At 70.0% G+C, this 18,716-nt stretch carries 23 protein-coding genes; 6 read left to right on the top strand and 17 right to left on the bottom strand.

The window, feature by feature from the left end:
• Positions 1 to 102: 102 nt before the first annotated feature.
• Genes HZU84_RS18950 through HZU84_RS19005 form a run of 12 tightly spaced genes read right to left on the bottom strand, consistent with a single transcriptional unit; the run spans position 103 to position 9,127 of the window.
• A complete protein-coding gene (locus HZU84_RS18950; RefSeq protein WP_180693078.1) occupies positions 103 to 921 on the bottom strand; it encodes a hypothetical protein in 819 nt (272 codons plus the stop codon).
• Positions 918 to 1,538 (bottom strand): [NiFe]-hydrogenase assembly chaperone HybE, encoded by a 621-nt coding sequence (gene hybE / locus HZU84_RS18955; protein WP_180693079.1) that lies wholly within the window; start codon positions 1,536 to 1,538, stop codon positions 918 to 920. The genes HZU84_RS18950 and hybE overlap by 4 nt, the downstream gene beginning before the upstream one ends.
• Positions 1,535 to 1,783, bottom strand: a complete 249-nt coding sequence (locus HZU84_RS18960; protein WP_180693080.1) for a rubredoxin — start codon at positions 1,781 to 1,783, stop codon at positions 1,535 to 1,537. Before HZU84_RS18960 ends, hybE begins: the two co-directional genes overlap by 4 nt.
• On the bottom strand, positions 1,780 to 2,679 hold the full coding sequence (locus HZU84_RS18965) for a hydrogenase expression/formation protein (RefSeq protein WP_149503872.1): 900 nt from the start codon (positions 2,677 to 2,679) through the stop codon (positions 1,780 to 1,782). Before HZU84_RS18965 ends, HZU84_RS18960 begins: the two co-directional genes overlap by 4 nt.
• A gap of 42 nt (positions 2,680 to 2,721) precedes the next feature.
• The gene (locus HZU84_RS18970) at positions 2,722 to 3,204 is read right to left on the bottom strand and encodes a thioredoxin domain-containing protein (RefSeq protein ID WP_244954279.1); all 483 of its coding nucleotides are present in this window, start codon (positions 3,202 to 3,204) and stop codon (positions 2,722 to 2,724) included.
• The gene (locus HZU84_RS18975; RefSeq protein ID WP_149503870.1) at positions 3,204 to 3,575 is read right to left on the bottom strand and encodes a HypC/HybG/HupF family hydrogenase formation chaperone; all 372 of its coding nucleotides are present in this window, start codon (positions 3,573 to 3,575) and stop codon (positions 3,204 to 3,206) included. Before HZU84_RS18975 ends, HZU84_RS18970 begins: the two co-directional genes overlap by 1 nt.
• Position 3,576: 1 nt before the next feature.
• On the bottom strand, positions 3,577 to 4,287 hold the full coding sequence (locus HZU84_RS18980; RefSeq protein ID WP_149503869.1) for a HyaD/HybD family hydrogenase maturation endopeptidase: 711 nt from the start codon (positions 4,285 to 4,287) through the stop codon (positions 3,577 to 3,579).
• Positions 4,288 to 4,334: 47 nt separating this feature from the next.
• Positions 4,335 to 4,691: a HigA family addiction module antitoxin gene (locus HZU84_RS18985; RefSeq protein WP_149503868.1), complete on the bottom strand. Its 357-nt coding sequence runs from the start codon at positions 4,689 to 4,691 to the stop codon at positions 4,335 to 4,337.
• Entirely contained in the window at positions 4,691 to 5,428 is a 738-nt protein-coding gene (cybH, locus tag HZU84_RS18990; RefSeq protein WP_149503867.1) for a Ni/Fe-hydrogenase, b-type cytochrome subunit, read from the bottom strand. Before cybH ends, HZU84_RS18985 begins: the two co-directional genes overlap by 1 nt.
• Positions 5,429 to 5,485: 57 nt before the next feature.
• Positions 5,486 to 6,091, bottom strand: coding sequence for a HupE/UreJ family protein (locus HZU84_RS18995; protein ID WP_244954278.1), 606 nt, complete (start codon positions 6,089 to 6,091; stop codon positions 5,486 to 5,488).
• 41 nt (positions 6,092 to 6,132) lie between these two features.
• Positions 6,133 to 7,992, bottom strand: a complete 1,860-nt coding sequence (locus HZU84_RS19000) for a nickel-dependent hydrogenase large subunit (protein WP_149503866.1) — start codon at positions 7,990 to 7,992, stop codon at positions 6,133 to 6,135.
• Between the two features lie 58 nt (positions 7,993 to 8,050).
• Positions 8,051 to 9,127 carry a hydrogenase small subunit gene (locus HZU84_RS19005; protein ID WP_149503865.1) on the bottom strand — a complete coding sequence of 359 codons (1,077 nt, stop codon included), beginning with the start codon at positions 9,125 to 9,127 and terminating at the stop codon, positions 8,051 to 8,053.
• Between the two features lie 313 nt (positions 9,128 to 9,440).
• Between HZU84_RS19005 and HZU84_RS19010 the strand changes: the two genes are divergently transcribed.
• Entirely contained in the window at positions 9,441 to 9,875 is a 435-nt protein-coding gene (locus tag HZU84_RS19010) for a hypothetical protein (protein WP_149503864.1), read from the top strand.
• Between the two features lie 90 nt (positions 9,876 to 9,965).
• The gene (locus HZU84_RS19015; protein ID WP_180693081.1) at positions 9,966 to 10,136 is read left to right on the top strand and encodes a hypothetical protein; all 171 of its coding nucleotides are present in this window, start codon (positions 9,966 to 9,968) and stop codon (positions 10,134 to 10,136) included.
• 3 nt (positions 10,137 to 10,139) lie between these two features.
• Here HZU84_RS19015 and HZU84_RS21030 read toward each other — a convergent pair whose 3' ends face one another.
• Both HZU84_RS21030 and HZU84_RS19025 read right to left on the bottom strand, forming a co-directional pair.
• Positions 10,140 to 11,480 (bottom strand): sensor histidine kinase, encoded by a 1,341-nt coding sequence (locus tag HZU84_RS21030; RefSeq protein ID WP_149503863.1) that lies wholly within the window; start codon positions 11,478 to 11,480, stop codon positions 10,140 to 10,142.
• A 28-nt stretch (positions 11,481 to 11,508) separates the two neighbouring features.
• Positions 11,509 to 12,996: a nickel-dependent hydrogenase large subunit gene (locus HZU84_RS19025; RefSeq protein WP_149503862.1), complete on the bottom strand. Its 1,488-nt coding sequence runs from the start codon at positions 12,994 to 12,996 to the stop codon at positions 11,509 to 11,511.
• Between the two features lie 122 nt (positions 12,997 to 13,118).
• Here HZU84_RS19025 and HZU84_RS19030 point away from each other — a divergent pair, with 122 nt between their 5' ends.
• From HZU84_RS19030 to HZU84_RS20775, 4 genes are all read left to right on the top strand, one after another.
• Positions 13,119 to 13,481, top strand: a complete 363-nt coding sequence (locus HZU84_RS19030; protein ID WP_149503861.1) for a hypothetical protein — start codon at positions 13,119 to 13,121, stop codon at positions 13,479 to 13,481.
• Between the two features lie 68 nt (positions 13,482 to 13,549).
• Entirely contained in the window at positions 13,550 to 14,164 is a 615-nt protein-coding gene (locus HZU84_RS19035; RefSeq protein ID WP_149503860.1) for a DUF2242 domain-containing protein, read from the top strand.
• A 74-nt stretch (positions 14,165 to 14,238) separates the two neighbouring features.
• Positions 14,239 to 14,490, top strand: a complete 252-nt coding sequence (locus HZU84_RS19040) for a hypothetical protein (protein ID WP_149503859.1) — start codon at positions 14,239 to 14,241, stop codon at positions 14,488 to 14,490.
• A gap of 226 nt (positions 14,491 to 14,716) precedes the next feature.
• Positions 14,717 to 15,559 (top strand): family 16 glycosylhydrolase, encoded by an 843-nt coding sequence (locus HZU84_RS20775; RefSeq protein ID WP_149505268.1) that lies wholly within the window; start codon positions 14,717 to 14,719, stop codon positions 15,557 to 15,559.
• Positions 15,560 to 16,323: 764 nt separating this feature from the next.
• Here HZU84_RS20775 and HZU84_RS19050 read toward each other — a convergent pair.
• From HZU84_RS19050 to HZU84_RS19060, 3 genes are all read right to left on the bottom strand, one after another.
• On the bottom strand, positions 16,324 to 17,436 hold the full coding sequence (locus tag HZU84_RS19050) for a BRO-N domain-containing protein (protein WP_219341012.1): 1,113 nt from the start codon (positions 17,434 to 17,436) through the stop codon (positions 16,324 to 16,326).
• 319 nt (positions 17,437 to 17,755) lie between these two features.
• Positions 17,756 to 18,154, bottom strand: coding sequence for a hypothetical protein (locus HZU84_RS19055; RefSeq protein WP_180693082.1), 399 nt, complete (start codon positions 18,152 to 18,154; stop codon positions 17,756 to 17,758).
• A 191-nt stretch (positions 18,155 to 18,345) separates the two neighbouring features.
• Positions 18,346 to 18,716 (bottom strand): hypothetical protein (locus HZU84_RS19060; protein ID WP_219341013.1); only part of this gene is annotated, 371 nt, incomplete at its 5' end.

The following is an 18,716-nucleotide window of genomic DNA, read 5'->3' on the forward strand; positions in this document are numbered from 1 at the left end:
CCGGCGCCAGCGCCGGCGCCGCCGCGCCCAGCCGCGCCTGCTGGGCGGAATTGGTCGCGAAGGTCCCGAAGGCCCAGGGCACCATGACGATCAGCATCAGCATCACGCTCTGTCCGAGCGGCCACAGGCGCTGGCGCCGGCCTGCGCGGCCTCGGCCGGCGCATCGGCCTCGCGGCACCACGGGCCGGTGTCGGGCACGCCGGCCGGCGTCGCGTCGCCCGGACGGTGCGGCAGGCGGCAGAAGCCGGCGTCGGCATCCATCGCGCGGGCCAGCGCGGCCCAGTCGGTCGTGCCGGGGCGCAGCGCCGCCGGGCCCGGCGTGGCCAGTGTGCGTGCCAGCGGGGCGAGCGCGGCCAGCGCATGCACCGGCGAGCCGGGATCGACCTCCGGGCGGCCGGCCTGTTCCTGCGCCCAGTGCGCGACGGCCTCGAGCCGATCGCACGGCGCGGCCGCGTGCCGGCGCAGCCAGTCGACCGGAGCGATGCCGAGCAGATGCCGCTGCAGCCAGGCCGGCAGCGCGGCGAGCCGCGCGATCGGATCGAGATCGTCGCGCCAGGGCGGGCTGGAACGCAGCCAGGCGGCGCCCGCGTCGGCATTCATCCCGAGCCGTCGCGGCAGCTCGTGCCCCAGGCGCAGCAGATGTTCGCGGGCGGTGCCCAGGCGCAGCGCCTGCGCGGCGACGGCCGCCTCGGCGGCGGACTCCGTCTGGCCGCGTGCGGCGCGCAGCGCGGCGCGTGCGCAGTCGCGGTGCGCGTCGGCGCACAGCGAGAACAGCGCGCCCAGCAGCGTCGGCAGGGTGTCGGCGTCGCGGCCCGGCGCCAGCCGGACGAGCCAGTCCGGCCGCCCGCCGCTGATCGCCGGGCCGTCGCGGCGACCCGGGTGCAGGCGCAGGTGGCCGGCCAGGGCGCGGGCGTCGGTCATCGCGTGCGCTCCCGGTCGGATCCACCCGCCCCGGCCTGCCAGCCGATCCCGTCATGCCCGCGCAGGCGGGCACCCACGAAGGGCGCCGTGGCTGGCGTGCGTGGGTCCTCGCCTGCGCGAGGATGACGGGGGGCAGAGGGGGGCGGTGCGGTCTCGCTCCAGGACTGGCGCAGCAGCCGCATCACCTCGCGCGCGGTGGCCACGGCCGCCGGCTGATCCGCGAAGGCGAACATCGGCGAGAACAGCGAGGCCTGCTCCCAGGCGCCCAGGTCCTCGGCCTCGTGCGCGCCGGTGAAGTCCAGCGCGTGCTCGCCGTAGCGGCGCACCACCGTGTGGCCGAGCGGCGCCAGGCCGGCCGCCTGCAGCGCCGTGGCATCGTGGCCGTCCACCGGCTGCAGCGGCAGGCGCAGCAGGTTCATGAACCAGGGCGTGACCAGCACGCCGAGCATCGTCGGCGCCGCGCCGGGCGCGGTGCGCAGCGGATCCGGGCCGAAGCCGACCGCCTGCACCGACAGCGCCGGGTTCAGCACCGGCACGCCGCGCATGCGCGTGGTCGCGATGCGGCGGAACACCGCCTCGAGCCCGGCCAGACGCCGCTGCGGCGCGTCGTCGCTCATCGCGGGGCGTCCTCGGCGATGACCATGAACTGCTCGGCGTCGCCGTCGCATTCCGGGCAGCGCCAGTGCGCCGGCAGCGCGGTGAAGGGCGTGCCGGGCGGGATCTGCCAGACCTCGTCGCCGACCGCCGGGTCGTAGACCCACCAGCAGATCTTGCATTCCAGTCGTGCATCGGCCGGCAGTCGGGCGGCGTCGCCCAGATAGCTGCCCTCGAAGCGGGCGGGCGTGTTCGCGTCCGGGTTCATGCCTGGCTCACCCATTGCAGCACCTCGGCCAGCCGCTCGGCCGAGTCCTCCAGATCCTCGCGGGCCGCGCAGGCGACCTCCGGGATGGCGCAGACCTCGACCGAGTTCAGGATCACCGTGTCCTGCGAGTTGTAGTAGACGACCCGCCAGGTGTTGAGCGCGCGCGCATTGGTGATGCGGCAGTTGCCGTAGCCGCGCGACAGGATCACCACCCGGCCGGTGCCGAGCTGGTGGTCGAGCCAGGTAATGTCCTGCGGCGTGACCGGCAGCAGCGTCAGGTTGACCACCTCCGGCGGCCGGCCCTCGCGCCAGTGCTGGCGGTGCTCGGCCAGCTCGATCAGGATGGACGGCGCATTGAGCACGCCCGGCGGCAGCGGTGCATCCGGCGCGGGCACCGGCACCGGGCGGGCGTCCTCGCGTGCGGCACGGTGCAGCACCGCCGGCACCGCGCCCAGCTCGATGCTGTCGTGCACCGTGCCGTCCTCGCCGGTCTCGATCACCCGCCAGACACCGGCGAAGACCGACTCCTGGATGCGCACCCGCGCGCCGGCCTCGAGCCGGTCGGGCTCGGCCAGCAGCTGGGCGCTGACCTCGCCCTCGCCGAGCACCTGGTTGACCAGCGCCAGATCGGCCGCCGTCAGGCCGTCGAGCCGCACCGGCTCGACCGTCTCGCCGGCCAGCAGCGCCTGCAGCCGCTCGAGCGCCTGCGCCAGCACGCCGACCGCGCCGGCGTGACCGGCCAGCTCCTCCGGCTCGGGCAGCGCCGGCGCGCGGTAGGTGCTCATGCCCTGCGGCATGGTGATGTAGTCGAGCTGCTCGTCGTCGTCCTGGCTGCCGGGACCGAGGGCCACCACCGGAATGGGAAAGGGGCGGGCGGAAGAGAAGGGGGTGTTCATCGGGGTCTCCGCGGATCGGGGGATCGGGATCGGTGGGGGCACTCAGTGGCAGGACGGCGCATCGGCACCAGTGCCTGCCGCCGCGATGCCGATCGGCGCGCGGGTCGGCGTGCGCGCGAGCATCTCGCCGACCTGCGCGACATAGTCGGTCCAGTCGTGCATGCCCGCCAGCGTGCCGAGATAGCGGCCGTCGCGCAGGAAGATCAGGGCCGGCCAGCGCTGCGAGCCGTGCTGGCGTGCCAGCGCCTCCTCGTGCTCGCGCGCGGCCACGCCGATCGAGAAGCGGTCGCCGTGGGCGCGGCGCAGCTCGGGCAGCACCACCGCCACGTCCAGCGCCTCGGGAAAGCGCACCGGGTCGCCGCCGAGCAGCAGCACCCGGTCGCCGCCCTCGGCGGCCCAGGCCGCGCAGCGGTCGGGCGTGACGACGCAGGCGCCGAACTCGCGCACCAGGCGGGCGAACAGCGGGTGCAGGGCGGCGGCGGGATCGGCCATGCCGACGGCCGGGTCGATGACGGGAGCGTTCATCATGGAAGTTCCGTGTTCGTGGAGGACAGGGGGGACAGGGCGGGCGCAGGCGCGCCGGTCAGCGCCGCCAGCGCGGCGGCGTCCATCGCCGAGGGCAGCGCGAAGGCGGCCGCCGCATCGGTGGGCAGCAGGCCGCCCATCGCGCCGGCGACCAGGTCGAGCGTGGCGTCGATCTCGGCGGCGCGCCGTGCGTCCAGCCGCTCCTGCACCCGGTCGAGAAAGACCAGCACCCACTCGCCGGGCGCGCAGGCGCCGACCAGCGCGGTGTCGACCGCACGCTCCTCGCCGCGGCCGGCCACCCGGACCCAGCCGGCCGGCAGCGTCTGGCCGGGCGCGGGGGCGATCACCTGCATCGGCAGTCCGACGCACATCTCAGGCTCCCGCGGCGCTGCGGGCCGCCGGCGGCATGAAGCGCTCGTCGCCGATGCGGCAGGCCAGCGCCGCATCCGGCCGGCCGGCCTCGTAGGCCTGCAGCGACAGCGTCGGCACGGTGACCGCCTCGTCGGCGTCCGGCGGCAGGTCGCGCGGCACCGGCCGCGCGCCCCAGGCCCGCAGCCGATCCAGCGCCAGTGCCAGCGCGTCGTCCACCGCCAGGCGCACCTTCGGGCGCAGGCTGCCGCCGTAGTCCTCGAGCTCCTCGGGCTGGCAGCCGATCAGCAGCACCTCGGCCGGATAGTGGCCGGTGAGCTGCGCCAGCATCAGCACCTCCTGGAAGCCGGTCTGGTGCAGGCTCATCTTCTTGGCGCCGAGAAACCTCGGCACCTCCTCGTTCTCGACCTGGTGCAGCGTGCCGGGCGCCAGGCCGTAGTCGATCGCGTCGAGGATCAGCAGCCGCGCGGCGGCCTGCACATGCTGGATCAGGTACAGGCCCTGGGTGCCGCCGTCGATCAGCTGCACCTCGGGCAGGCCGGCGCCTTCGGCGAAGGTCCACTGGCGCTGCAGCGCCTCGACGCAGCGCACGCCGAAGCCCTCGTCGGCCCACAGCACATTGCCGATGCCGAGCACCACGATCGGGCCGGGCGGCAGGGGCGGGGAGGTGTCACCCGAGGGGTGGCAGGTCGGTTCAGGCGTGTTGCATGTCATGGTTGACCTCGGCGGTCGGAAGGATTCGGGGGGAACGGGCGTGCGCCTCAGCCGGCCGGGGGGCGCTGCACCGGCCGGTCGCGGCCTTCGCGCATGCGCTCGCGCAGCTCGCGCCAGTGGTGGTAGCTGTCCCAGCGCGCCTGCAGCTGCAGCCAGAAGCCGGCGTCCACCCCGAAGGCCAGCGCGCAGCGGATGGCGGTGTCGGCCGACATCGCGCGCTGGCCCAGCACCAGCTCGCTGACCCGCCGGCGCGAGATGCCCAGCAGCCGTGCCGCCGCGCTCTGGCTGATGCCCAGCGGCATCAGGCAGTGGCGGTTCAGGAAGCGGCCCGGGTGCTCGGGCCGGCGCAGCGGCACGCCGCGTGGCGCCAGCGGCAGGACGGGCGGACGCGGGGTGGCGCGCATCAGTCCTTGAAGGTGCGGTAGCCGGAAATCATCGTGCTGACGATGCTCTGGCGGCCCATGATGTCCTCGCGGATCGCGGCATAGACATGCAGCGTCACGAAGACGACCATGCCCCACATGCCCAGCCGGTGCCAGGTGTGCACATCCTGCGACTGGCCCATCAGCGGGATCACCCAGCCGAACAGCCGGTCGGCCCAGGAGCCGGCGCCCAGGCCTTCGCCGTAGAGCGCGAAGCCGGTGCAGATCATGAAGATCGAGAACAGGAAAAAGCCGCAGAACATCGCCAGCCGCGCCATCGGGTTGTGGCCGACGTACTGGTTGGGCTTCGGGACCAGGAACAGGTACCAGCCGATCATCCGGAACACTTCCTTCCAGTACGCGGGCGTCAGCAGCGGCAGCGTGAACAGCTCGCGGGCATGGTGGTTGCCCACCAGCGCCCAGTAGATCCGCCCGAGCAGGCCGACCGCGAACACATAGGCCGCGGCGAAATGCGCGAAGCGGATGTAGCCCATCAGGAAATGGTCGCTGGCCTCGCCGGGCATCGTCGGCAGCGGGCGGCCGATGAAGTAGCCGGTGACGGCCAGCACGGTGATCGCCAGTGCGTTGATCCAGTGCCAGAGGCGCACCGGCGCCTCGTAGACATAGACCGACTTGATCGACTGGCCGTGCGCGACCGCGTCGGCATCGATGCCGGTGGCGTCGGCCAGCTTGTGGGCCGACGGGGTGCTTGTGCTCATGCTTGTCTCCTCCTCGTGATGCCGACGCCGCTGGCGGGCCGGCAGGGTGGGCGGCGATCAGCCGCGGGCCAGCAGCACCAGGCCGGTCAGACCGACCGCACCGCCGAGCGCCTGCCAGACGCGCACCTGCAGGCCCGCCATCGCCCGGCCCAGGCCGAGGCCGGCGGCGTGCAGCAGCGCGGTCGTCACGACGAAGCCGGCGGCGTAGCCGGCGAACAGGCCACCGGCCGGCAGCTCGGCGCCGTGCGCCAGGCCGTGCATCAGCGCGGCGGCGGCGGTCAGCGCCAGGCCGGCACCGACCGGCACCTGCCGCGCAAAGGCCAGCATCAGGCCGAACAGCAGCACGCTGGCGGCGATCGCGGTCTCGGTCAGCGGCAGCGCCAGGCCGGCCGCACCCGCCACCGCGCCGGCCAGCAGCGCGGCCAGGAAGGTGGCCGGTCCGGCCACGCGCCGCCCTGCCGGCAGCGCCACCGCCGACCAGGTGCCCACCGCCACCATCGCCAGCAGGTGGTCGAGGCCGAGCGGATGTGCCAGGCCGGCGAACAGGCTGTCGGTGCCATGGCCGGTGTGGGCCTGCGCGGCGCCGGTGGCCGCCAGCGCCGCGACCGCGCCCAGGGCGCGCAGGGTCGTCGCCTTCTTCATCTTCATATTCTTCGTCTTCATGGTCATCTCAATCTCCTCGGGGGACAGGTCGCCGCTGCGCTTCAGCGCACCTTGACGGTGGCCATTTCCTGGCCGTCCGGGCTCATCACATGGGTCGAGCAGGCCAGGCAGGGATCGAAGGAATGCAGCGTGCGCAGGATCTCGACCGGCTGCTCCGGGTTGACCATCGGCGTGTTCAGCAGGCTGGCCTCGAAGGCGCCGATCTGGCCCTTGTGGTCGCGCGGGCTGCCGTTCCAGGTGGTCGGCACCACGCACTGGTAGTTCTCGATCCTGCCGTCCTTGATCTTGATCCAGTGGCCCAGCATGCCGCGCGGTGCGGCCACGGTGCCCACGCCCTTGGCCTCCTTCGGCCAGGTGCTCGGATCCCACTTCTCGACATTGGCGGTGGCGGTGTCGCCGGCCTTGATGTTGCCGACGAGCTGGCGGAAGTCGTCCATCATCATCTCGCCGCAGTACTGGCTCTCGAGCGCGCGCGCCAGCGTGCGGCCGATGGTGCTGGGCAGCAGCTGTTTCAGGCTCAGGCTGGTCTCGGGCAGGCCCAGCGCCTTGGGCAGGTCGCTGTTGATCATGCGCGCCGAGACATCCACCTGCTCCTTGACCCGCTGGCAGTGCTTGTTGCCCTGGGTGGCATGCACATAGCCGAGGATGTAGCGCGACAGCGGGCCGACCTCGACCGCATGGCCGCGCCAGCGCGGCGACTTGATCCACGAGTACTTGGCCGATTCGTCGAGCTGCTCGATCCGGGTGCGGGTGCCCTTGAAGTTCGGGCCCTCGGGCTGGTAGTTGGGTTCGGTCACGCCGTCCCAGGGGTGCAGGCCCTGGGTCTCGTCGCCGTACTTGTACCAGCTGTGGGTCACGAACTCCTGCACCTGCTCCGGGTCGCGCGGATCGATCGGGTGGATCTTGTCCCAGTTGCCGTCGAGGATCACGCCGCCGGGCAGCTGGTGGGTGCTGAAGTCGTAGGGCACCTTCTCGTAGGTGCCGTAGTCGGCGATGTTCTTCGCGCTCAGGCCGCCGCCGTGCAGCCAGCCGGCCTGCTTGTAGATCGTGCCGATCGCCAGCACGTCCGGGATGTAGACGTTCTGGTTGAACTCGATCATCTCCTTGATGCGCGCCTCGACGAAGTTGAGCCGCTCCATCGTGATCGGCGCGCCGGAGGCGCCGTCGCCATCGAGCTTGATCGCGCAGGGCACGCCGCCGACCAGGTAGTTCGGATGCGGGTTCTTGCCGCCGAAGATGGTGTGGACCTTGACCCATTCCTTCTGCAGGTCCAGCGCCTCCAGATAGTGGGTGACGGCCATCAGGTTGGCCTCGGGCGGCAGCACATAGGCCTTCGAGCCCCAGTAGCCGTTCATGAAGGGGCCGAGCTGGCCGCTCTCGACGAACTTCCTCAGCCGGGTCTGGATGTCGCGGAAATAGCCCGGCGAGGACAGCGGATGCGAAGGCGAGACCAGCTGCTGCAGCTCGGAGGTCTTCTTCGGGTCGGCCTTCAGCGCCGAGATGACGTCCACCCAGTCCAGCGCGTGCAGGTGATAGAAGTGCACCGCATGGTCGTGCACCTGCAGCGTCTTGGCCATCATCTCGCGGATGAGATGGGCGTTGAGCGGGATGCGGATGCCCAGCGCGTCCTCGACCGCGCGCACGCTGGTCAGCGCGTGGCAGCCGGTGCACACGCCGCAGATGCGCTCGACGAAGGCCCAGGCATCGCGCGGGTCGCGGCCCTTGAGGATCACCTCCAGGCCGCGCCACATCGTGCCGGTCGACACCGCGTTGCGGATGATGTTGTCCTTGTCCACATTCACCTCGCAGCGCATGTGGCCCTCGATGCGGGTGACGGGGTCGACGACGATGCGCCGGCCGGTGTTGTCGAGCTGGAAGCCCTGGGTCTCGATGACGCCCATGATGTGTTCTCTCTGTCCTGCGGTGTCCGGGAGGGGCGGATGCGGCCGGGGGCCGCGCTCAGTGGTCGGTGGTGGCGCTGTCGCGCGTGCTGGCGCGCTTGATCGCCGAGACGGCCGCGTGTGCGGCCACCGCTGCGCCGACCACCGCGGCGGTGCCGCCGCCGATCTGGTCGGCGGTGCCCTCGATGCCGAACTGGTGAATGGTGGTCAGGCGGTCGTAGAACGAGCCCTTGTCCCAGAAGCCGTCCTCCGAGCAGCCGATGCAGCCGTGGCCGGCCTTGATCGGGAAGCTGGTGCCCTCGTTCCACTGCACGGTGGAGCAGGCGTTGTAGGTGGTCGGGCCCTTGCAGCCGACCTTGTAGAGGCAGTAGCCCTTGCGCGCGTACTCGTCGTCGAAGGCCTCGACGAACTGGCCGGCGTCGAAATGCGGCCGGCGATAGCACTTGTCGTGGATGCGCTGGCTGTAGAACATCTTCGGCCGGCCCTGGCGGTCCAGCTCGGGGATGCGGTCGAAGGTCAGCATGTAGGTGATCACGCCGGTCATCACCTCGGCGATCGGCGGGCAGCCGGGCACCTTGATGATGGGCTTGTCGGTGATCACCTTGTGGATCGGCGTGGCCTGCGTCGGATTCGGCTTGGCCGCCTGCACGCAGCCCCAGGATGCGCACGAGCCCCAGGCGATGATGGCCTTGGCATCCTTGGCCACATGCTTGAGCTTCTCGATGAAGGGCTTGCCCGACTGGATGCAGAACATCCCGTCCTCGTTGAGCGGCGGATTGCCCTCGACCGCGAGGATGTACTGACCCTTGTACTTGGTCATGATCTCCTCGAGGATGGCCTCGGCCTGGTGGCCGGCGGCGGCCATCAGCGTGTCGTCGTAGTCCAGGCTGATCATCGACAGCACGACATCCTTGGCCAGCGGGTGCGCGCTGCGGATGAAGCTCTCGGAGCAGCAGGTGCATTCCAGGCCGTGCAGCCACAGCACCGGGGTGCGCGGCTTGGTTTCCATCGCGTGCGCGATCTGCGGCACGAAGGCCGGGCCCAGGCCCAGCGAGGTCGCGGTCAGCGAGCAGTATTTCAGCAGGCTGCGGCGCGAGATGCCCTGGCGTCGCATCACCTCGTAGAAGGTTTCCATGTGGTGTCTCCTCGGTTCTGTCGCGGAGAACGTCACAAGTCGCGTGCCTGCCTGTCGCGGGTCCAGGGAAATCCCTGTTCAATGACGCAAGTCATTGTCAGGAAACATGAATTTCAGGACGAGCGGCGCCGGGAAGAATGTTCCCGATCCGCTGGTGGAAGAGAGGATTCCTGTCTGGGTCCGAAGGTGGAAGGGGACTTTCCGCCGGGCGCAGCGTGTCGGCCGTGGCTGAAACAAGGAGAAATGCTACATTTGAAAATTTTCAGTAACCGTGTTGACGGGGGACAAGATCGTGAAAAGAAGAGGGGCTCTCATGGCCTGTTCCAGCGTGCTGCTGCTGGCTGGAGGCTGTGCAACCACGAAGCCGCGGCCTGAAGTGGTCGATGTCGATGTGACAGGGGTCGACTCCCTGTCGAAGCTGATCGCGGCCATCCGCAAGGTCGGATCGGACTGGCTGCCCGAGAAATTCATGAGGGACGAACGGGAGTTCTACAACGAGATCGCACGCGGGTTCGTGAAGAACGCGCACACCGCGATCGATCAGGGCTTCGCCGTGCCGCAGTGGCTGGTCAGCATGCTGCCCGCGCGCAAGGTGGTCTTGCCGGCGCTGGGCGTTCTGGCCCTGAGGCTGGGGCCCGTGGCCTACCGCGTGCCGATGAAGACGGTTTTCAAGGCCGTGCTGGGATCGGTCTTCCTGATGAAGGACGCCCTGGTGCTCGCCATCAGGGAGCAGAACCGAAGCGTCTGAGTTGTCGCCCGGTGTGGCCGCTGCGGGCTGATTCAATGGTGATGGGACCCGCGTGATACCCTGATCCACCACTACAGAGAAAGGCGCCCCATGCCCATCAAGCCGAACTACTCGTTCGAGAAGCGCCAGCGCGAGCTGGAGAAGAAGAAGAAGAAGGCGGAAAAGGCGCAGAAGAAGGCCAACCCCGGTCCGAGCCATTCGCGTGAGGATGACGGCGCCCATGCGGCGGCCGCCCCCCAGGAAGGCGCCTCCAGCCTCTGAGCCTCAGCCGCGGGCGGGCAGTTCGACCACGAATTCCGCCCCGCCGTCGGTATAGTTGCCGGCGAGCAGCCGCCCGCCGTGCTGCTCGACGATGCCGTAGCTGATCGACAGCCCCAGGCCGGTGCCCTTGCCGACCGGCTTGGTGGTGAAGAAGGGGTCGAACAGTCGCCCCAGATGCTCCGGCGCGATGCCGGAGCCGTTGTCGCGGAACACCAGCCGCGCCAGACCGGCTTCCAGATGGCCGGTGATCCACAGCGTCGGGGGCTTCGCGCCCGCGCCGCTGGCCGCATCCCAGGCGTTCTGGATCAGGTTGAGCATCACCTGCAGCAGCGGCCCCGGTGCGCCCTCGACCACGCTGTCGGGACCGGGCTGCCAGTGCACGACGAAGTCCGGCGCGGTGCCCTTGCGCACCCAGTGGATCGCCTGCTCGACCACCTCGTTGAGCCGTACCGGGCCGCGCTCGTCGCGGTCGGCGGCCGAGAAGCGCTTCAGGCCCTGCACGATGTCGGCGGTGCGCTGCGCGCCCTCGAGCGTGCCTTCCATCAGCGAAGGCAGGTCGGCCAGCAGATGGTCGATGCGCAGCCTGCGGCGCATCGGCGCGAGCTCGGCCACCGGCCGGCCGTCATGGATCTCGCCCAGGTACTGGCGCAGCCGCTCGGTGTAGCGGGTCAGCGCATGCACATTGCCGAGCACGAAGCTGATCGGGTTGTTCAGCTCATGCGCGACGCCTGCCACCAGCCGGCCCAGCGAGGCCATCTTCTCCGAGTGCAGCAGCTGCTGCTGGGTACGCTTGAGTGCCTCGTGCGCCTCGCGCAGCTGGTGGTAGGCGCGCTTGAGCTCGCCCATCGGCCGCCCGACGAAGACCAGGCCGACGCGCCGCCCGGCCGCGTCCAGCCGCGGCGTGCAGTTGAAGTCGACCGGCACCGGCTGGCCGGCGCCGTCGAGCAGCTCGACCTCGAGCACCGTGCCGCCGCGCTGCAGCGCCGGCGTGCCCAGCACATGGCGGATGCGCACCCGGCTGGCCTCGTCGGCCATCAGCGCCGCGATGCCGCTGCCGCGCAGCGCGGCCTCGTCGCGGCCGGTCAGCTCGGCCAGCGCGCGGTTGGTCTCCTCGATGCGGCCGCCGGCGTCGCAGGCCACCAGCACGTCGCTCATCGCGCTGAGCAGGCTGAAGATGAACTGCTGAGACTGCTCGAGCTGGGCGTTCTTCTCCTCGAGCGCGACCTCGTCGGCCACCAGCTGCGAGTAGACCTCGTCCATCTTCTGGATCACGTCGAGCCAGGCGCTGTCGTCCAGCCCGTCGGCGGGCGGCAGCATCGGGGCGAGCGGCGGGCGGTCGGGCATGGCGGGTTCGTCCTGCAGCGAAGGGGGGTCAGTGCACGGTGCAGACCATGCAGGGGTCGAAGGAGCGCACGATGTGCTGCACCGCCACCGGCGTGGTCTCGCCCGGGTGCACCGGCGCGTCCTCCAGCGCCTGCTCGAGCGCGCCGGGCCGGCCGCTGGCGTCGCGCGGCGAGAAGTTCCAGCTGGTCGGCGCGATGATCTGCCAGTGGCGGATGCGCCCACCCTGCAGCGCGATCCAGTGGCCGAGCGCGCCGCGTGCGGCCTCGGTCAGGCCGCGGCCCTGGCCCTCGGCCGGCAGCGGCGCCGGGCGGCAGAAGGGCTCGCCGGGGCGGATCGCCTTCAGCCAGCCCTCCATCAGCGGCACCACGCGCGCCAGCTCCATCAGCCGCGCCAGCACCCGCGCCAGCACGCCCGAGCCCTCGCGTGCGACCAGCTCGCGCAGCAGCGGCTGGCCGTCGGCGAGCTGGCGCGCCAGCGCGCCGGTCTCGGCGACCTCGCCGCCCAGGCGCGGCGCCTTGTTCCAGCTGTAGGCGCCGGGCTTGTCGGCGTCCGGCAGCGTTAGGCCGCGCGCCGGGTGGCGGGCCGGTTCGCCGTCGGCCGCCAGCCAGGCGCGGGTCACATCCTCGGTGATGCGCGAGAGGTCCAGCGCGGCGGTGGCCGACGCGCCGGCACGCCAGACGCCACCGCCGATCGCGCGGGTGCCGTCGGGCTGCGGATAGGCGCCGTGGCTGATCCACAGCCCCGGCCCGGGTCCGAGCCGCGCCAGCCCCAGATCGTCGGCCAGATCGAGAAAGAAGCGCAGGTCGCCGGCGCCGGCGTCCGTGCCGGTCGGACGCTCGGCGCGCCAGCGCGCCAGATCCGCCAGGCTGGACAGCGCGGCCACCGCCTCCAGCGGCGCGCCGAACAGCGTGCGCTCGAGGAATCCGCGGAACTCGCGCACCCGCGCCAGCAGCCGCAGCCGCTCGGCCGCGTCGATCGCCCGTGCCGAGCCGCCGGCCTCCAGGCTGCCGGTGTGCGGCCACTTGCCGCCGAGCAGGCCCATCAGCGTGAACCAGCGCGCACGTGCCGCGGTCGCCAGCCGGTGGTGCTCGCCGCAGCCCTCGGGCGAGAGGGCGGCGAAGCGCCGGCGCGCCTCCACGAACCAGGGCCGCGTGGCGTAGACCTCGCGGGTGAAGTCCGGCATGAAGAACAGATAGAAATGCGTCAGGTGATCGGCCAGGTTCTCGCAGGCCAGCATCAGGTTGGTCGCCAGCAGGCCGTTGGGCGGGGGCTGCACGCCGGCCAGGTCGGCCAGCGCCCGGGTCGCCGCCACCGACTGCGACACCGAGCAGATGCCGCAGATGCGCGGCACGATCACCAGCGCGTCCCCGGCCGGGCGGCCGAGCAGGATCTGCTCGAAGCCGCGGTACATCGGCGCGCAGACCTCGGCCGAGCGCACCCGGCCGTCGGCGATGTCCAGACGGACCTCGAGATCGCCCTCGACGCGGTTGAAGGGGCCGACGATCAGGCGGGGCATGGGGCGGTTCCTCCGGGCTATTCGGGTTGCGGCCCGCATTGTGCGGTGTCCGGACATGGCGCTGTGGCATCATCCGCCGCCCTGAAAGACGCCCGAAGCACAAGGAAAGAGAGAAACCCCGCATGGACCTGAAGCTGCCCATCGTCATCGTCGACGAGCTCGCCGACACCCTGGTCAAGTCGACCGGCGTCCTGGACTTCGCCAGCGGCGAGATCACCGAGGTCCGCTATCAGGGCTACGACCTCGAGAAGAACGGCTTCCCGGCGCGCGACGCCGACTACGACTTCACCTGCGGCACGCTGTCCAACGGCAAGAAGGAGGTCGAGTTCGGCATCCGCGCCGATGCGATGGCAGCGCGCTACTCGGTCACGCCCGACGAACTGCTCGAGCTCAAGGGCCGTGCGGCCAAGCTGTTCTCCGCCGCTCCGGTCGCCGCCGAGCCGGCCCCGGCCGCGAAGAAGGCGCCGCGCAAGCCGCGCGCCTGATCGGATCTGCGCCGATCCGGGATCGGCGCTACGATGCGCACCGACCGCCCGAACCGACTGTCGTGCCGATGACGCGTTCCTTCGACCTGCCGCTCCTGCGACCCCTGGCCGCCACGCTGGCGCTGCTGACGGCCCTGTCCGGCTGCTCGACCTCCTCGAGCGGTGCGGCCGCCAAGGCCAAGGTCTATCTCGACGAGGCCTTCTCGAACACCGAGACCTTCTCGCGGGTCTTCCCGTCGACCACCGCCAGCACCTGCGAGGCGGCCCGGCGCGCGCTGATGAGCCAGGGCTATCTGCTGGGCAGCGCGGATCGCGCCGATTCGGTGACCGGTCGCAAGAGCTTCCAGCCTCAGCCCGAGGTGCATGTGCAGATCGAGTTCCACATCGTCTGCGTGCCCGAGGTCCGCGCCGCGTCGCTGTCCGCCTCGGATGCGGCGGCCAATGCCGGCGATCCCGACGATCGACCTTCGACCATCGCCTTCGTCAGCGCGGTCCAGGATCGCTACTCGCTGAAGAAGAGTTCCAGCTCGGCCAGCCTGGGCGTGAGCGCGATCGGCTCGGTCTCTCTGCCGCTGTCGTCCAATGACGACTCGCTGGTCAAGGTGGCCAGCGAGACCATTCCGGCCGGCGAGTTCTACGATCGATTCTTCCAGCTGGTGGATAGGTACCTTGAAGTTCCATGAACGTCCATCCGGGCGTTCGGAAGCAGCGGCACGGCCGGAATGGTGCTATCGTGGCCCAACTCCGGGAGTGCCTCATGACCAGTCCGAGTCCGTCGTCCGTGGTGGAGCCGCCACTGGACGCACGCCGAGCGCGCGAACAGCGCCTGCGTGCTGCGCTGCCGTCCACGATCGAGTTCCTGCAGCGGCGTCGCGCCGATCTGATCGATCCTGTGGTCATCGATGATTTCGTCGCCATTCACTGGATGGAATGGCATGGCGGCACGCTGCGTCTGACCGTCACCGGGCGCAACATCTGCGCGCAGATCGGCTTGCGTCCGGCACGCTGAAATCCGTGTGGGGGCGCGTGGCCTGTCGGCAGGTTTCGCCTGGAATTGAGGTCGATCCATCTTGTAATTTTTCACATCAGGCCTCGATTGAAGCGATCCCCTCGCCGAAAGTGCTCAAACGGGGGGATGTCGGGGCAAATGCGGGGATCTAGCCTGTCTTCAGGCTGCACACCGAGGTGTGCGTGGACCGGTGGCCGAGGCCATCCGCCAACTGAAAGACTCCCCCATGAAGCCCGTTGCCCGAACCCTTCGCTCCCTGGTGTGGCTGCTGCTGCCCCTGTCCGTCGGCGCCCATGCGGCCGGCACCTCCTTCGTCGACGGGCTTGATGCCTTCGACAGCAGCCGCTGGACTCGCACCCATGGCGTGGCCGCACCCGATCCGATCGATGTGGGCTGGCGCAGCAGCCATGTGAGCTTCGGGTCCGGCGAGATGTCGCTGCGGCTCAACACCTGGCCGTGCAGCGTGGCGCAGGAGCAGTGCGCCGGGCAGCCCAATGCCTCCGGCCAGCTGGTGTCGAACGACAGCTATGGCTTCGGCACCTACAGCGCGACCTTTCGCGCGGCCAGTGGCGCCGGCGTCGTCACCGATTTCATGAAGTACAGCGGCACGCTGAATGCCGCCACCGGCCCGACCGATCTGATCGGCATGCACATTGCCGGCAACGACACCAGCACGCTGTTCGTCAGCTACCTGTCGTCGACCGCCGGGCTGACGACACAGTCGATCGCGCTGGGCTTCGACGCGTCAGCGGGCATGCACACCTATGCCTTCAGCTGGGTGGCCGGTTCGCTGTCCTGGTCGGTCGACGGGCAGTCGGTCCATACGCTGTCTGGCGTCGACGTGCCGGACGAGCAGGGCCGCATCGTCGCTGATGTCTGGGCGGTCGAGTCCGGCAGCGCGACCAGCGTGCTGGGCAGCTATGTGCGCGGCGGCGCGACGGCCACCTTCGACTCGATCAGCTACACCGCGGTCAGCCCGGTGCCGGAGCCTGCTCCGATGGCCATGCTGTTTGCCGGCCTGGGCGTGCTGGGCTGGCAGCAGCGCCGCCGCAACCGCACCTCGGCCTGACCGCGACGCTTCACTCGACCCGATCCGGCCAGCCCGGATTCGGGCAAGAAAAAACGCCAGACCCTTTCGGATCTGGCGTTTTTTGCTGGTTTCGTTGGTGGAGAGGAGGGAAACCATAAAGTGTCAGTAAAGCACTGATATTCAATACATTTTTCCTCTTGTGAAAACCAGTTCTTCTTTCGGTTCTTGCAGTGGTTTGCACGCTCGTCCTGCACTTCAGGCGGCACCAGGAAGAAGGCCACGAGGCCAGACCGGGCGGCAGGTCGCAGGGGTCGGGGCTGCCCGGTGCCGAGCACGTCCAGCCGCGGCAGCGGGTCGGGGCTGGCCAGACCGACGGCCGCAGGTGAGCACCAGGAAGAAGGCCACGGGATCAGCCCGGCCAGCCGATCGAGTCGCAGCAGCGGGCCGGCGCTGGTCAGGGTCTCGACGGGATCGCCGACGTGGCCGGCTGTCCCGCCAGCTTTCGGACTAGGGCTAACTGCACATTTCTGGTGCAGAACGACCCCGGCCACAGCGCCGCTAGATGCCGTTGTTCGTACTTCCCTTGCCCCCTTACTTCCGAAAATCTTGTGGAATTGCGGACAAATGTAACAATGCTCCGTAAGCCATTGATTTCATTGATTTATTTTTTCTAAATCTGTCCGCAATCGCTTGTGGAATGGGTGTGGAATGGGTTGTGGAATGACTGAGACACCCTGAAAACGGCCTGCTCTGGCGCAAAAAAAGCCGGCGCATGGCCGGCTCTTCCTGGGTGTCGTCCAGGGTCAGGCGGTGAGGTTCAGAACATCGCTCTTGATGCGGTACACCTGCGCCGATCCCGCCTCAAAGCGCGGGGGCTTTGCCTTGGTGTCCATGCGCCGTTTGTCCGGCTCTCCCGGCTTCGGCTCCTTGCCTTCCTTGATGACCAGCCCCCGCTCATCCAGCAGGCGCAGCGCCTCCCGGTGGTCGAAGCCCTTGCAGACCTCAGACCGGAACACGTCCACCAGGATGAAAAACGTCTCGTTTCCACTGGCAGACGGCCGCACCCAGCCGGCCACGCGCGCGGCTTCCTTCGGGTTGTATTCGTCGATCGCCCACAGCAGAAAGCCGCTTTTGGCGTGCTTTCGGAACCAATCAGCGATGTTCAGCAGCAGATCGGCGCCTTCCTGCGGTTTGCCGAACAGGGTTGGAAGGTCGCCGACTGGTGCAGGCGGTGGGGTGACGGGTGCCGCAGTGGCAGGCGTGGCCACGAGGTGCAGCAGGTCCGGCGCGATCTCGGACACGGCAGCCCGGATGCCTTCCAGGCGGGCCGGGCCTCGCAGCCCCTGCAGCTTGATGGACCGTTCAACGATGCCCAGCACGTCGCGCACTCGCCGGGCGTGGTCGTCCAGTCGGTAACCGCCCGTCTTGCGGATCGAAGGCAGAACTTCGCCCGTCACCCAGCGCCGGAACCGTTGCGCTTCGGGCTTGCGGCTCTTCAGGATCGCCGCATAAAGGCCGGATTCGTTGATCGTGGACATCTCTTGATCTCCGCCGGGGGTACTCACAACATGAGTACCCCTTTCGTCGTCATCCAGGATGCGGGCCAGATTGAAGGCGTCTCGGTACTCCAGCACCGCCGCCACGTCGGCAGCCACAAACCACGGTTCGCCCTTGATCTTCACGGACCGCACAGGTAGCCCATCGAAGTTGAACAGCATCGGTTCAGAAGCCTTGCCGGGTCTGCCCGGCTTCCGCTTCTGGCGTGCGCCGTCTTCGGTCGAAGATCCGCCCTTGTCCGGTGACGGCTCGCCGGCAGCCGGTCGCGGAGCGAACAGCGGGCGGTGCAGTCCGGTTTGTGATGGCTGCTTGGAGTCCGGCGCCGGATCAGCCAGCGCGGCCGGGGTGGTGGTGTTCATGGTGAAGATTCCGTGTACAGGTTTGAACCACCGCCCACTTCGCCAAGAGGGGCGGCAGACCGTGCGGGGTTGGCGAACCGGACACGGGGCCGGCACACCCTCGCGGGTGTCCCCACACGGTCCGCCATTGAATCGGACCATGCGAAAGCAGCACGCCAAATAGACGTGAAAAAGCCGCATCGGGTGCGGCGGCTGCACCGTGTTTCCGGGTCGCCAAACCCGAGCGCCGAAGACCGGCGCCGGGCGCGAGTGTACAAGCCACGGCCACGGCAGGGAAGCGGGGGGGAGTCGGCCCCAGGAAGACGGGCAGGGGACCAGATCAGGCAGCGTGCCCGGCGCTGGCCAGGTGCTCGCCCAGCTCGGGGGCGTGGCCGGCAGGCCGCAGGGGTCGGGGCTGCCCGGCGCCGGGCGCGTCCAGCAGCGGCAGCGGGTCGGGGCCGGCCAGGTGCTCGCCCAGCTCGCGGACGTGGCCGGCTGGGTGCTGCAGGCCGCAGGGGTCGGGGTTGCCCGGTGCCGAGCACGCCCAGCAGCGGCAGCGGGCCGGCGCTGGCCAGGTGCTCGCCCAGCTCGCCGACGTGGCCAGCAGGCCGCAGGGGTCGGGGTCGCCCGGTGCCGGGCGCGTCCAGCAGCGGCAGCGGGCCGGCGCTGGCCAGGTGCTCGCCGACGTGGCCAGCAGGTCGCAGGGGTTGGGGTTCGGGTTGTCCGGGGTCGGGCACATCCTGCAACGGCAGCGGCCGGGCCTTCAGGGGCTGGTGCCGGTCAAAAATTGCCCTAAGTTACAGGAAATCCACGAATCAGGTTACAGACCTCATTCCACCCGTTAACCGCGATTACTAACGATAACGTTGCCTTATCGTGACTAATGAAACTCGCCGGTTCCGGGTCTGTTTCCGGGTGCGAACTGATGGTTCATGTAACCCGACAGGTCGGCGAGGCGTCGGCACTGACGGGCCGAAGCGGTCGGGGCTGCCCGGCGCCGGGCGCGTCCAGCAGCGGCAGCGGGTCGGGGCCGGCCAGATCGACGGCCGCATGTGAGCACCAGGAAGAAGGCCACGGGACCAGACCGGGCAGCCGGCCGGCGTCGGCCAGGTGCTCGCCCGGCTCGCGGGCGTGGCCGGCAGGCCGCAGGGGTCGGGGTCGCCCGGTGCCGAGCACGTCCAGCCGCGGCAGCGGGCCAGCGCTGGCCAGGTGCTCGCCCGGTTCGCCGACGTGGCCGGCTGGGTGCTGCAGGCCGCAGGGGTCGGGGCTGCCCGGCGCCGGGCGCGTCCAGCAGCGGCAGC

The organism is Sphaerotilus sulfidivorans (assembly GCF_013426975.1).
GTDB classification, from domain to species: Bacteria; Pseudomonadota; Gammaproteobacteria; order Burkholderiales; family Burkholderiaceae_C; genus Sphaerotilus; species Sphaerotilus sulfidivorans.